Here is a 14,355-nt window from a genome sequence, read left to right as displayed (position 1 = left end):
AAGATAACATTATCTAATAATTAGCTTATTCCAAAAAAGACTTTCCCCGCATTTTTTTATAGAGATATCTTCACTTCACAGACCGACCCCATGCCTGGCGGAGGACGTACTCCCGACATGGATCTCTCTCGATATGCCAGATATTTCTCTCGCAGCGCCGCTGAAAAAATTCCACCTGTCGCTGTTGACCAGCTCGCTGCTGCTGGCGGCGGTGCCCGCCTGCGCCGAGGACGCCAAGCTCGGCACGGTAACCGTAATTTCCACCGGTTTGCGCGGCCAGGAGCGCACCGTCGCCGATAGCCCGGCACCCATTGATGTGATCAACAGCGAGCAGTTGCTCAAGACCGGCCGCGCCGAGTTGTCCGAGGCGATTGCCAAGCTGCTGCCCTCCTTCAACTTCGGCACCAATATCGCTGGCTACAACTCGGTGACCCGCCCGCTGAGCAACCGCAGCCTCGGTCCGGCCTACACCCTGGTGCTGGTCAACGGCAAACGGCGCCACAACGGCGCTACCGGCCAGCGCGGCTCGATCGACAACAGCGGCGCGAATGCCGTGGACATCGACCTGATCCCGGTCAGCTCGGTCGACCATATCGAAGTACTCAAGGACAGCGCCGCCGCCCAGTACGGCTCGGATGCGGTGGCTGGGGTGATCAACATCATCCTCAAGTCCGCCAACAACGGCGGGCACCTGGAGACCAGCTACGGGCAGTTGTATTCCGGCCAGGGCGAAACCATCAAGGTCGCCGGCGACCAAGGTTTCAAACTCGGCGATGGCGGCTTCTTCCACCTCTCGGCCGATGCGCGCAAACGCGGCGAAGCCTCCTGGAACGACAAGGCCGACAGCAGCGTACGTGCGTTCAACGATCCGGCCAAGGAAGCGGCATGGGACCGGGTGGCAATCAAGAACGGCGACCCCGACCTCAAGGCCTTCAACCTGGCCTACAACGCCGAGCTGGCGCTGCAAGACCTGACTCTTTATTCGTTCTCCACCTACGGCGAGCGCGACGCCGAAGCGGCCAACTATCTGCGCCTGCCCACCGGCCGCGCGGCGGTGCCCGAGGTGTTCCCCGACGGTTACTTCCCGCTGAACAACATCAAGGACCGCGACTACCAGTTGCTGTTTGGCGGCAAGGGCCAAGTGGCAGAGTGGAACTGGGACCTGAGCACCACCTACGGGCGCAACAATGTGCACCACTCCAGCGACCTGAATATCAACCCGTCGCTGGGCACCGCCTCGCCGACCCAATTCGACAACCTGGCGACCTTCCGCTTCGAGCAATGGGTCAACAACCTCGACTTCACCCGTCGTTACGACAGCCTGTTCAACCTCACGTCGCCGGTGCAGGTGTCGGCCGGCCTGGAGCATCGCTGGGAGCATTTCAGCACCTTCGCCGGCGACCCCGAGGCCTACATCACCGGCACCTACCCGGCGGCATCGGGCGCGCAGGCGGCAGTGACCATTCGCCCCGAAGATGAGGTCAGCCTGATCCGCAACAACTATGCCGGCTACCTGGACCTGGGCTTTGACCTCACCGAGCGCTGGTTCCTCGATGTGGCCGGGCGGGTCGAACATTACGACGATGACTCGGGCAACACCTTCGGCCTCAAGGTGAACTCGCGCTACGAGCTGACCGACAGCGTGGCGGTGCGCGGCACCTTCGGCACTGGTTTCCGTGCGCCGTCACTGACCCAGATCGGCTACACCGTGGCGGACAACCGCGTGGCCACCGACGTCAACGGCAACGTGGTTCCGGCAGTCACCCGCCTGACCCCGTCGGGCAGCAACCTGGCCAAGGCGCTGGGGGGCGATGACCTGAAACCGGAGAAGTCGCGCAACCTCGGCCTGGGCCTCACCTGGCAACCTGCGCCGCGCACCAGCATCACCGCCGACGCCTACCTGATCGACATCGACGACCGCATCGCCCTGACCAGCAATATCTATGACCAGGGCAATGGCGCAGTCAACGCGATCCTCGCCGCCCAGGGCGTGCCCACCGGCACCTGGGTCAACTATTACACCAACGCCTTCGACACCCGCACCCGTGGCCTGGATGTGGTGGCCGACCACACCACGCCGCTGGATGCCTGGGGCGACGTGCGCTGGAGCCTGGGCTTTAACTGGAACAAGACCACCATCGAAGGCGCCCGCGACACCCCGGCCGCACTGAACGGTTCCGGCGTGACCCTGGTGGGCCGCGACCGCGAGGGTGACCTCACGCAGGCATCGCCCAAGACCAAGTGGATCCTCGGCGCGAACTGGAAGGTCGAGGACCTCGCGGTCAACCTGCAAACCGCCCGCTACGGCGCGGTCAAGACCCTGGCGGTCAACCCCACCGGGGATCGCAGCTTCGGCGCCAAATGGATCACCGACCTCGACGTCAGCTACACCTTCGTCGACAGCATCACCGTCAGCCTCGGCGGCACCAACATCTTCGACGTGCGCCCCGACCGGCACGCCGTCTACAGCAACCTGGGCCTGGCGCCTTACGGCAACCCGCCGTTCTATCCGGGCGGCGGCTACTGGTACACAAAGCTGGCTTACGACTTCTGATTCACATCGCCAAACGAGGGCACCCCATTGAACACCTCCAACTTGATGAGCCGTCTGCTGGCCCCCTGCGCCCTGGCGATCAGCCTGGCCGCCTGCTCGCCTTCGGGTGACCAGGCGCAAGCGAACAAAACCCTGAATATTGCATTTTTTGGCGACAACACCACCCTGGTCAGCGTCGACCCGTTCCAGGTCTACTGGCTGGAACACCGCGTGCTGCTGCGCAATGTCGCCGAGTCGCTCACCGACCAGGACCCGGCCACCGGCAAGATCATCCCCTGGCTGGCCAAGAGCTGGGAGATCAGTGACGACGCGCTGACCTACACCTTTCATCTGCGCGACAACGTGACGTTCAGCAACGGCGAGCGCTTCGACGCAAAAGCGGTGAAAACCGCGTTCGACAGCGACAAGGCCCTGGCCACCGAGCTGCCGGCGACCTTCGGCGCCACCTACCTGGCGGGTTATGACCACGCCGAAGTGGTCGACGACTTCACCGTCAAGCTGGTACTGGCCAAACCCAACGCGGGCTTTTTACAAGCCACCTCGACCACCAACCTGGCAATTCTCGCGCCCGCGTCCTATGCACTCACGGTCAAGGAGCGCTCGCTGGGCAAGATCATCGGCACCGGGCCGTTTGTGCTGGCCAGCTATACTCCGGAAGTCGGCGCGCACCTGACCAAACGCAAGGGTTACGCGTGGCCCTCGGCGAATATGAAGAACCCGGGTGAGGCACACCTGGACGCCGTCGACATCAGCTACATCCCTGAAGAGAGCGTGCGCAACGGCCTGTTCCTGCAGGGCAAGGCCGACATCCTGTGGCCACGCAACCCGTTTTCGGAAGTCGACCTGAAGCTGTTCCAGTCCAAGGGCGCGACCATCCAGAGCCGTTCGCTGCCGGGCCCGGCGCTGAACCTGTACCCCAACACGCGTGGCGAACGCATTCTCGCCGATCAACAAGTGCGCCTGGCCGTGCAGAAGTCCATCGACCGCAAGAGCTACGCCAGCACCGTGTATAACGCCGAGTTCCCGGTGGTAGACGGCATCTTCGACGTGACCACGCCTTACTTCAAAAGCCAGGGCAGCAAGCTCGGCTACGACCCGGCAGCTGCCGAAAAACTGTTGGATCAAGCCGGCTGGGCCAAGGGCGCGGACGGTTACCGCAGCAAAAACGGCAAGCGCCTGAGCCTGAGCTACAACATCAGCCCGGCCGAAACCGCGGGTGATGTGCTGATCCAGGACCAACTGCGCAAGGTCGGCATCGAGTTGAAACTCAGCGTGGTGACCCGCGCCGAATGGGTGGCCAACAACTCCGCCGGCAACTACGACCTGACCATCAACTACATGACCCGCGCCGACCCGATCATCCTGCAAACCATCCTCGACCCGCGCAGCGCCAACAGCTCCACCGTGGCCACTAACACCTACGAACCGGCCACCCTGGAAAAAGCCAAGGGCTTGTTCGATGCCGGCATTACAGCCACCCGAGGCGCACAACGTGCCGCCGCCTATGGCGACCTGCAGGACCTGCTGATCGACGAAAGCTCGGCGTTCCCGGTGTACGAGCGCGTGTGGCAGGCTGCAACGTCGGCCAAGGTGAAGAACTTTCGCTGGACCGCCGAGGGCTTCGCGCTGCTGGGTGATATCGAGATCGGCACGCCATGAGCCGCTACCTGATCGGCCGCGTCGGCCAGGCCCTGCTGGTGCTGTGGGGGGCCTATAGCATCACCTACTTCATCCTCTATCTGCTGCCGGGCGACACGCTGTCGATCATGCTCAGCGCCTCGGGCATGGAGGCCGATTCGCTGTCGGTGGCCGACCTGGCCAAGGCACGCGCCTATTACGGCCTGGACAAGGGCCTCTTCGAGCAATATGTCGACCTGCTACTGGGCACCTTGCACGGAGATTTCGGCCAGTCCCTGTCGCTGAACCGCCCGGTCGCCGAGTTGCTCGCCGAGCGCCTGCCGCAAACCCTGTCCCTGGCCGGCCTGGCGATTGTGTTGTCGCTGGTCGGCGGTGTCGGCCTGGCCTACCTGACCGCCTATATCCGCTGGCAACCGCTGAAAAAAGCCCTGGCGCGCCTGCCTTCCCTGGGGTTTTCGGTGCCAGTGTTCTGGATGGGCCTGTTGCTGATCCAGGTGTTCGCCTTCGGCCTCGGCTGGCTCCCCGCCACCGGCAGCCGGGGCTTTGAAAGCCTGGTACTGCCGGCGATCACCCTGGCGATTCCAAGTGCGGCGGTGTATGCCCAAGTGCTGCAGCGCAGCTTCCAGGGCGTGTGGCAGGAGTCGTATATCGTCACCGCCTACGCCAAGGGCCTGAGCCGTGGCCAGGTGCAGGCGCGCCATGGGTTTCGCAACGCGGCGCTGCCGATTCTTACGCTGATCGGCCTGCAGGTGGGCAACACGGTGTCCGGTGCGGTGCTGGTGGAAACCATCTTCGCCCGCTCCGGCATCGGCCGCCTGGCCCAGGAGGCCGTGCTGCGCCAGGACATCCCGGTGGTGCTGGCGATTGTCACGGTGTCGGCGGCAGCCTTTGTGCTGGTCAATCTGCTGGTGGACTTGCTGTACCCGTGGCTCGATCCGCGCATCTCCCACACGCCAAAGGTGTCCTAGACCATGACTATCCTTGAGCAAAACCTCGGCCTTGCGCCCCCACTCTGGCAACGCCGCACCCGCCGACAACGTGCCACGGCGGCGGTAATGCCCTTGCTGCGGCGACCGGGTTTCAGCCTGGCGGTGTTGATTGTGGTGTTTTCATTGCTGGCCGCCGTGGCGCCGCAGTGGTTGACCAGCTTCGACCCCTATGCCACCGCCCCTGCGGTCAAGCTCACAGCGCCGAACCTGAGCCATTGGTTCGGCACCGACGAGCTGGGCCGCGACCTGTATACCCGAGTGGTCTACGGCGCCAGGCTGTCAGTGCTGGCGGCCTTGCTGGCGGTGGGGATCGCCTTGTTGGGCGGGCTCGGGCTGGGCATTCTGTCCGGCTTTGCCGGTGGGCGTATCGATGCGGTGATCATGCGGTTTGTCGACGTGTTGCTCGCCCTGCCCGGCTTGCTGCTGGCCCTGGCGATTGTCACCGCCATCGGCTTCGGCACGGTGCCGGTGGCTATCGCCGTGGGCGTCGGGATTATCCCCGGATTCGCCCGCACCACCCGCGCCGAAGTGCTGCGGGTCAAGACCCTGCCGTACGTGGAAGCCGCACGCCTGGGCGGCGCCAGCTGGGGCCGCACCTTGCTGCGGCACATCCTGCCCAACGCGTGGGGCCCAGTGGCGGTACTGGCGACCCTGGATTTCGGTGCAGCCATCCTCGCCACCGCCGGCCTGAGTTTTCTCGGTTTCGGCGCCGCGCCCCCGGCCGCCGAATGGGGCACGTTGATCGCCAACGGTCGGCACTTTCTGATCACCGCCCCCTGGGTGTCGTTGCTGCCCGGCCTGTTCCTGGTCGCGGTGGTGTTCAGCCTCAACCACATTGCCCGCACGTTCGAGGAGGTTCAGCGATGAATGCTTTAGTGGATGTTCGCCAGCTTAGTGTCAGCTACCGGCACGGCAACCTGGCGGTAAACCAGCTGTCACTGACCATCGCCCAAGGCGAGACGCTGGCGATTGTCGGCGAGTCCGGCTCGGGTAAAACCACCCTGGCCAACGCGATTCTCGGCCTGTTGCCGGACAGCGCAACCATCAGCGCCGGCGAGCTGTGGGTGGACGGCAACAACCTCACCCACGCCAGCGAACGCCAGAGACGCGGCCTGCGCGGGCGTACCATCGGCCTGGTGCCCCAGGACCCGATGGTCAGCCTCAACCCGACCCTGCGCATTGGCCAGCAGATTGCCGAGGCGCTGATCCTGGCCAAGGGCAAGCGCTACCCCGGCGTCGATGCCGATATCGTCGAGCTGCTGCAACAGGTCGGTATCGACAAGCCGGTACTGCGCGCGCGCCAGTACCCGCATGAACTCTCCGGGGGCATGCGCCAGCGCGTGCTGATCGCCATCGCCCTGGCCGGCAACCCACGCTTGATCATCGCCGACGAGCCGACCAGTGCTCTGGACGTCACCGTGCAGCGCAAGATCCTCGACCACCTGCAACGGCTGGTCAGTGAGCGCGGGATCTCGTTGCTGATCATCACCCATGACCTTGGCGTGGCGCTGGATCGCGCCGACCGCGTCCTGGTGATGCAACAGGGGCAAGTGGTGGAGCAAGGGGCACCACGGCAGATTCTCGGCGCGCCGCTGCATGACTACACCCGCGCCTTGATCGCCGCCGCGCCGGCGTTTGCCAAGCGCCGCCAGCCACTGGCCCGCCCGAACCCGACGCAGCCGCCGATCCTGCAACTGCAAAACGTTGGCAAGACGTTCGCGCTGCCCAAGGTCAAGGGCGAAGACGCGACCTTTGTGGCGCTGGAGGACCTGAGCCTGCAGGTCTACCCCGGGCAGACGCTGGCGATTGTCGGCGAGTCCGGCTCGGGCAAAAGCACCGCGCTGCGCATCGCCCTCGGCCTGGAAAAACCCAGCCGCGGGCGGGTGTGGTTCGAGCAACAGGACGTCACCGACCTCAGCTGGCGCGACTTCCGCCCGCTGCGCCAGCGCCTGCAACTGGTGCAACAAAACCCGTTTGCGGCGCTGGACCCACGCTTCACCGTGTTCGACAGCATCGTCGAACCGCTGGTGTCGTTCGGCTTGCTCAAGGGCCCGGCCCTGGAACAGGCCGCGCGCGAGCTGATCAGTCGCGTGCATTTGCCGGTGAGTTTCCTCGATCGCCTGCCGCGCGAGCTTTCCGGCGGCCAGTGCCAACGTGTCGCCATCGCCCGCGCCCTGGCGCTGAAACCGGATCTATTGCTATTGGATGAACCGGTCAGCGCCCTCGACGTGTCCGTGCAGGCGCACATCCTTGAACTGCTGCAAGAGCTGCAACGGGACATGGGCATCGCCTACGTGCTGGTGTCCCACGACTTGTCGGTGGTCGCCAACTTTGCCCATGAGGTGCTGGTGTTACGCAATGGCCGGGTGATCGAACAGGGCTCGGTGGAACGCATCTTCAACCGCCCGACCAGCGATTACACCCGTGAGCTGATTGGCGCCATCCCGGGCCGGCACGCTACCTCGAGCGCCGCCTGAGCGGCGCTTTACTCGGCAGCACAGTCGAAGCGCGCGGACATTTTTCATTGCATTACCACTTCGCATCCAATATTTCGCAACGGACAAAAGAGCTCCCCATCCTGCTGCGGGGCCGCGATAAGGTTGATAACGCTTTTCGAAGCTCATTACTTTTATTCTCCCGCATGTAGGACGCTCAGACGCTCCCCGCCACAAAGCTCAAATCTGCCCCTCGCTGCAACAGATCAATGCGGCATGTTGCTGAATAAGGCAATTGAAAAGAACTTGAATTTGTTCACTACAGTAATGACGATCACGGTCTTCCTCGTCAGTCCATACACCCATAATCGACCATTGGAATGCACTATGTGTCCAATAGCTTAATCCGTAATTAACGCACCCAGGCAACGATGCGAGGCGATCGAGGGCATCTTGTAGTTCAGGGCAAGGCCGAGGTGGAGAGGCATGGAACTGCACCCGGATTTGATTATAGCTTACGAACACCTGCAGCTTTTCCGATGGCTCGCTCATTCAACACCTCACGGATTTCCTTAACATGTTCAATTGACGACATGCCGCCTTAGAAGGGTCACCGTGCAGATTGATCAACGAGTAAACCCTTTGCAGTTGGATCATATTTCCAAGCAGCGAAGAAGAGAACGCACGCCAGCATTTAGGACTTAAATGAATTTAGTGCTAATGCCGCTACGCCTTTAAAACTCTGGGCTGCACGCATTTACATCGCAAGAGTTTAGGTGTTAATCCGTAGCGCACCTGTATTTTTAAATGCGACAGGGTGATGCTCACTCCAGAGCTGCAATCGGTGCAGCTGCTACAGATAACGGCGATAGCCAATATGCACTTTTATACGGCACCTTTAGTTAGCTGGGTCGTTAGGATACATCTATGAAAAGCTTAGCCATCATTATCCCGCCGAGACGTATAGACGCACCGATGCTCTTATCGTGCCTGGGTGTATGGCGCAAAGAATATAACCTGAAAATTTTCTCCGTCGATGCACGCACTACGCACGGAATGACTTTTGAACACATCAAGACTCAAGATCTGGAAGAGCTGTACAGCGAATGTTTCGATGCCATCGCTGTGATGGGGGGAGCGGGGACTAAAGAGTATTTGTGGAATAACATCAATGTTATCGCTCAACTACAAGAATTCGATAAAGCCCGAAAGTTGGTTGCGGGAATTGGACTTGGCGCAATAGTGCTTGCCCAGGCAGGCATCTTGGTTGGAAAAAAAGCAACCATCAATAACTCCGTCGAATTGGTGATTCAGTTGAGTAGTTATGGCGCGATATTTATGCCCGACGATGTTGTGGCCTTGAAGTGGATCATCACTGGCAATGGAAAAGACGTTGAAGCCTTTGCACAGGCCGTATCGAACTGGCTCCGAACGTCCCTCCGGCAGACCATCCAGTAGCGTCGGGCAAGACTTCAAAAATACACCAGCGCTATCAGCATGAGGATTAAGACATGAACTCTATTACTTCCGCGCAGGACGCCTTAACCGGTGATTTAGCAGGCAAAAACATTGTTGTCTTTGGGGGACCTCCGGAATTGGCCTGGCTGTCGCGATTCAGGCCAAGGGCCGGGGTGCAAAGGTCATTGTTCTGGGTTCAGATCCGCAACGCGCAGAGCAGGCCGCCAACACCCATGAGCTGGACGGCTGGCGTGCGGCCGATATCACCAAGCCCGAACAGATCCATGCCGCGCTGGCAGACATACAGCAGGTTGACCATTTGGTGCTGTTGGCAGGGACCTTCGTCGCCGGCAAAGTCCTCGAAGCGGACATCCCGTACTTGCAGCGCGCTTTTGATGAGCGGATCTGGGCGTCGGTACATGCCTTGCGGGCTCTCGGCGATCGCCTTTCCAAAAAGGGCTCGGTGACTTTGATTTCAGGTGCGTTGGCAGATCGGCCAAACGCTTACGGCACCGCGGTGCTCGCCGCTGCATCGGCTGCCATGGAGGCATTGGCCCGTGGCCTTGCTCTGGAACTTGCACCTATCCGGGTCAACACCCTGTCTCCGGGGCCCATCAACACGCCGATCCTTGCGAAAGCCTTGGGCGATGCGCGCGATGGTTATGTCGCCGCGCTGGAGCAAACCCTGCCGCTGCATCGCCTCGGCACGGCGGACGAAGCGGGTGCAGCCGTGGTGTTTCTGATGAGCAACGGCTTCATGAACGGCGCCACGATCAATATCGATGGAGGTTCGCGACTGGTTTGACGTCGAGACACCTCACGCGCTGCGTCGTCCTGACGTGGCCATGCCTTATTAGAAAAAAGGAAACCATGATGAGCAACGTCGTTCTTGTGACCGGAGCATTAACCGGGATTGGTCGAGCCGCCTGCTTCGCAATCGCCCGCAACGGTTATCTCGCCCAATAACCCCCATACGAGGCTGGCCGGATGACACCGATAGTCGCCCTCGTTCTTACACGCTTCATACAAACCAATGGCTTCAGGAGGCAACATGAAAAACGTCGTGAAAGCAGTGCCGGCGATGATCGCCCTATCGGTCGGGTCCGCAATGGCCGCCGGCAATCCAATACCGGAACATCAAACCCAAGACTTTCTGAGTGCGCTGGCGGCGGGTGGCGGCAAGCCGCTCGAGCAATTGAGTCCAACAGAAGCCCGCGCGGTGCTGACGGGCGCGCAAAACTCGGTAAAGGTTGATCTATCGGGCGTTGAGGTGAGTGACAAGACCATTACCGCCGATGGCAAGACGATCAAGCTGACGGTGGTTCGGCCTGAAAAAGCCAAAGGCGAGCTTCCTGTTTTTATGTTCTTTCATGGTGGCGGCTGGGTCCTGGGGGATTATCCCACCCATGCGCGCCTGATTCGCGACCTTGTCGTCTCCTCCGGTGCGGTCGCGGTGTACGTCGATTACACACCATCCCCTGAGGCCCATTATCCCACCGCCATTAACCAGGCTTACGCGGCCACCAAGTGGGTGGCGGAAAACGGCAAACAGATCAACGTGGATGGCAAGCGCCTGGCGGTGGCCGGTAACAGTGTCGGCGGCAACATGGCCGCTGTCGTGAGCCTGATGGCTAAAGAAAAAGCCACTCCGAAAATTCGATTTCAGCTGCTCCTCTGGCCGGTCACGGACTCCAACTTCGAGACGGACACCTACAAGCAGTTCGCTGAAGGCCACTTCCTGACCAGGAACATGATGACCTGGTTCTGGGACAGTTACACAACCGACCTGAAAGCCAGGGCGGAAATTCATGCCTCCCCGCTCAAGGCCAGCATCGATCAGTTAAAAGGACTTCCACCTGCCCTCGTACAGACTGCGGGGCTGGACGTGTTGCGCGATGAAGGCGAAGCCTACGCGCAGAAGCTGGACGCGGCCGGGGTCGATGTCACGGCGGTTCGCTACAACGGCATGATCCATGACTATGGCCTGCTGAACCCGTTGAGCCAGGTACCGGAAGTCAAGGCGGCCATGAGGCAGGCGGGCACAGAACTCAAGGCTCACCTTAACTAAGCAAGCCTTGCGCATGCCGTTCACCCGGCCGGGTCCGGCATGCATCACATTGCACACCCGCCTTACGCTCCCGGGCTCGAAAGGCCCGGGTCAGACGGGACAAAAAAGGCACTCGCCATGACCAACCTGACGCACAAACGCGCCACCGTTAACGGTGTTCGACTCAACTACGTGGTTGCCGGGAAAGGCCCCGTGGTCCTCTGTATGCACGGCTGGCCACAAAATCATCGAGAGTTCATGCCGGTCATCGACAGGCTCGCAGAACATTACACGTTCATCGCCCCCGACCTTCGCGGCTTCGCCGACAGCGATAAGCCATATCAAGGTTACGACCCCATCAATATCGCTAAAGACATGCTCGGTCTGCTGGAGGTTGAACAGGCTCATACATTCCACATCCTCAGCCATGACCTGGGAGGTCCGCCTTCGGTTGCCCTGGCCTACCTGGCGGCTGAACGCGCTTTGTCGTTGGCCACTATCGAAACACCTTTTTTTGGCCTGGATTTTCCCGGTTATGTCGATCCGCGGGTGCCCTACTGGCATCTGAGCATGCACATGAACATGGACATCAGCCGTGCCCTTATTGAAGGTCGGGAGGATATGTACCTGCGGCACTTCTTCAGAGATTTTGCCTACAACCCGACGGCAATGCCCGAGAACGACATCGACTATTACGTCATGCAGATGCGCCAACCGGGCAACCTGCGTGCCAGCCTGAATCACTATGGCTCTATCCCGCAAATGGCAGAGCAGACCGCGCAACTGACCAAGGGGAAGCTAAAGATCCCAGTGTTGGCCTGGGGTGGCGAAGTGTCATTTGGCGACCATTGTTTTACCTCGGCAAAACACATCGCGCTGTCGGCAAAAGGTGGTGTCATCGCGCAGTGCGGACATTGGGTATTTGAGGAAAAGCCTGAATTCATCAGTGCTGAACTCCACCAGTTCTGGCGTGGCGTCGCCATTTGATCGCCTGTTCCGCCGCTTGTGGGAAAGCACGAATGCACCAGACTCCGGGAGGGTCACATCGTGACACTTGAATGGCTGTGCGCCCTCCTCGGGGCGATATTAATCGCCGATATTATTGGTTGGTGGGTTGTTCCCCGAAGGCTGCAGGGGTTGCGCGTGGGCATTAATATTTGTCTCTACGCCTGTTACAGCGCTGCCATCTTTCTGTCCGGCAACTCCCCCTTGCAACCCGTGCGCGATCCTGACTCTGGTTCCTGGCAGTTGGCTGCAACACTGCTGGTACTCGTCTGGTGGTTTTTAAGCGCGCGGATGCTGACGGAGTTGCTCGGCGCAATCCTGATATCCAGAACTGAGGGAGGCGGTCGCTTGCTCAGGGAAGTGCTCGGCGCTCTGATTTTTCTGGTCGCCACCGTCGCAGCGGCAGCCTACGTACTGGAACTTCCCGTCAAAGGATTGCTCGCCACTTCTGGCGCGTTGGCCATTATCGTCGGCCTGGCTTTGCAAAGCACACTCAGCGATGTATTCAGCGGGATTGTCCTGAATGCCACTCGCCCTTATCAAGTGGGCGACTGGATTCAAATCGATGGCATGGAAGGCAGGGTCACCGACATCGATTGGCGCGCCACATTGTTGCTGACCTCGCAAGGCAGCACCGTCGTCATACCCAATTCGGTGGCGGCGAAAACCAAAATACAAAACATGAGCAGGCCCCAAGATCAACACGGGGTGACGATAAGCCTGCACCTGCCTCTGCGGTTTCGACCCGAACGCGTCCAGGAAATACTCGAGCAGGCGCTGCTGGGTTATTCAGCGCTACTGCCAGTTCCTGCGCCCAAGGTCATCCTCAAAAACATAACGGAAGGCTTATTGGAGTATGAGGTCATCGGTTTTGTCGGCACGCCTGCCGAAAAAATTGCAGCACGTAATCGCCTTTACGACATTGCTTACAGGCATCTACGCGCATCCGGCGTTGATATCGCCAATTCCGCTGAAATCCCGGTGGCCGGTATCACTCGCTTTGTGCTGGACGACGTGCGCATTTTCGCAAGTTTCACTTCAGAGGATAAAGACCGTCTTGCCATGAACCTGCTATCAACCTGGCTGGCAACTGGCGACTTTGTGTTGAAAGCCAACGCAATCAGCGAACACTTGTTGGTTATCGGCAGTGGAGTGGTGTCCGTCCAGTTGAACGATGGAGCCCATTGGGTCGAAGTCGCGCGGATGGGGCCAGGGGAAGTATTAGGCGAAGAAGGCGTCATGGATAACAAGCCAAACGGCGCGCAATTCATTGCGCTTTCCGCCGTGAAAGTACTTCAACTGCATCGGGATGAAGTACGTCGGTGTATGGGTGAAAGGTCGCAATTACGCATGTCCCTCACCCGCCTCCAAATGCTCCGACAGCAACATGCCCGCTCCATTCTTATGCAGAAAGCGCCGACGGCGGTACCTGGAGGATTTCTGAAATGGCTAAGGCACCACTGATCGGCTTCGAGCCTAAAAATCCATAAATTCGGGCAAACAACTGCTTTCAAATCGTCAGCAGCATCACGCCTGAACTTTAACGCACCAAGAGATCGACATGATAAAACACGCATCCTGGCCGCTACTCACGGAGCTGCCCAAAAACACCATCACTCCGACTGAATATAACTACGAGCAATTGGAACGTAACGATATTGACCTTCTATGCGCGCTTATCAAATCGTGGTATCCGGACATCAGCGTCGGATCTGGCAAAAAGTATATTGACCCACGATTCTATGAGGCGAAGGTTTACTTTTCGGGTGAAGAGACGAAGGACGTTATCGTCTACATCGGTCGACACGGCGAGGAAATTGTCTGCGCCTTGTGCCTGGAAGTGGATCGAGACGCGCTGACGCTCCATAGCCGCTATGGTGTGTGCGCTCCGGCGCATCGGGGCACGGGCGCTACTCTTTTTGCGGCTTATATTGTGGATGCCCTGGCTCAAGCGATGGGTATCGCAATGGCTTTTTCATACGTCACGATGAAGTCGAAAGCCATGCAACAGTTCACTGAGCGTGCGGGGTTCGAGCCTGTAGGTATCCTTCGATTTTCCGATGTCGAACTGGATGAAAACGGCGAGGTCCGACACGTAACTGAAGCGATTTACGCCAAATATTTCAAAGAAGCCATAACACTTCAGAGCGTGTCTGAAACCAATATGACACTCAAGTTAAAACGGCTCTGGGATGTGCTCTATGCCTGAGTGCACTCAGGCTATTTTGT

The 14,355-nt window shown here is 59.8% G+C and carries 11 protein-coding genes; all 11 read left to right on the top strand.

Translation table 11 applies throughout. The features are described from left to right. Positions 1–133: 133 nt before the first annotated feature. The 11 genes from C4J92_RS13215 to C4J92_RS13165 all read left to right on the top strand — a co-directional run bounded on the left by C4J92_RS13215 (position 134) and on the right by C4J92_RS13165 (position 14,335). The gene (locus C4J92_RS13215) at positions 134–2,554 is read left to right on the top strand and encodes a TonB-dependent siderophore receptor (RefSeq protein WP_124404153.1); all 2,421 of its coding nucleotides are present in this window, start codon (positions 134–136) and stop codon (positions 2,552–2,554) included. Positions 2,555–2,599: 45 nt separating this feature from the next. Then, positions 2,600–4,213, top strand: coding sequence for an ABC transporter substrate-binding protein (locus tag C4J92_RS13210; RefSeq protein WP_124405802.1), 1,614 nt, complete (start codon positions 2,600–2,602; stop codon positions 4,211–4,213). Further along, positions 4,210–5,160, top strand: a complete 951-nt coding sequence (locus C4J92_RS13205; RefSeq protein WP_124362809.1) for an ABC transporter permease — start codon at positions 4,210–4,212, stop codon at positions 5,158–5,160. Before C4J92_RS13210 ends, C4J92_RS13205 begins: the two co-directional genes overlap by 4 nt. 3 nt (positions 5,161–5,163) lie before the next feature. Further along, positions 5,164–6,048 carry an ABC transporter permease gene (locus C4J92_RS13200; RefSeq protein ID WP_124404152.1) on the top strand — a complete coding sequence of 295 codons (885 nt, stop codon included), beginning with the start codon at positions 5,164–5,166 and terminating at the stop codon, positions 6,046–6,048. After that, a complete protein-coding gene (locus C4J92_RS13195; protein ID WP_124404151.1) occupies positions 6,045–7,658 on the top strand; it encodes an ABC transporter ATP-binding protein in 1,614 nt (537 codons plus the stop codon). The genes C4J92_RS13200 and C4J92_RS13195 overlap by 4 nt, the downstream gene beginning before the upstream one ends. Positions 7,659–8,543: 885 nt before the next feature. Next, positions 8,544–9,074, top strand: a complete 531-nt coding sequence (locus C4J92_RS13190) for a DJ-1/PfpI family protein (RefSeq protein WP_124367015.1) — start codon at positions 8,544–8,546, stop codon at positions 9,072–9,074. A 136-nt stretch (positions 9,075–9,210) separates the two neighbouring features. Then, on the top strand, positions 9,211–9,879 hold the full coding sequence (locus tag C4J92_RS13185) for an SDR family oxidoreductase (RefSeq protein WP_124404150.1): 669 nt from the start codon (positions 9,211–9,213) through the stop codon (positions 9,877–9,879). Positions 9,880–10,125: 246 nt separating this feature from the next. Continuing rightward, positions 10,126–11,142: an alpha/beta hydrolase gene (locus C4J92_RS13180; protein ID WP_124404149.1), complete on the top strand. Its 1,017-nt coding sequence runs from the start codon at positions 10,126–10,128 to the stop codon at positions 11,140–11,142. Positions 11,143–11,259: 117 nt separating this feature from the next. After that, complete coding sequence (locus C4J92_RS13175) at positions 11,260–12,108, top strand: alpha/beta fold hydrolase (protein WP_164487534.1); 849 nt, start codon at positions 11,260–11,262, stop codon at positions 12,106–12,108. Between the two features lie 60 nt (positions 12,109–12,168). Further along, the gene (locus C4J92_RS13170) at positions 12,169–13,590 is read left to right on the top strand and encodes a mechanosensitive ion channel family protein (RefSeq protein ID WP_256657482.1); all 1,422 of its coding nucleotides are present in this window, start codon (positions 12,169–12,171) and stop codon (positions 13,588–13,590) included. Between the two features lie 97 nt (positions 13,591–13,687). Further along, entirely contained in the window at positions 13,688–14,335 is a 648-nt protein-coding gene (locus C4J92_RS13165) for a hypothetical protein (protein ID WP_124362802.1), read from the top strand. The last annotated feature ends 20 nt before the right edge of the window (positions 14,336–14,355 follow it).

The organism is Pseudomonas sp. R3-18-08 (genome assembly GCF_003852065.1).
Lineage (GTDB): Bacteria > Pseudomonadota > Gammaproteobacteria > Pseudomonadales > Pseudomonadaceae > Aquipseudomonas.
The sequence above is the reverse complement of the archived record's forward strand: the minus strand, read 5'-3'. Positions and strand labels throughout refer to the sequence as shown.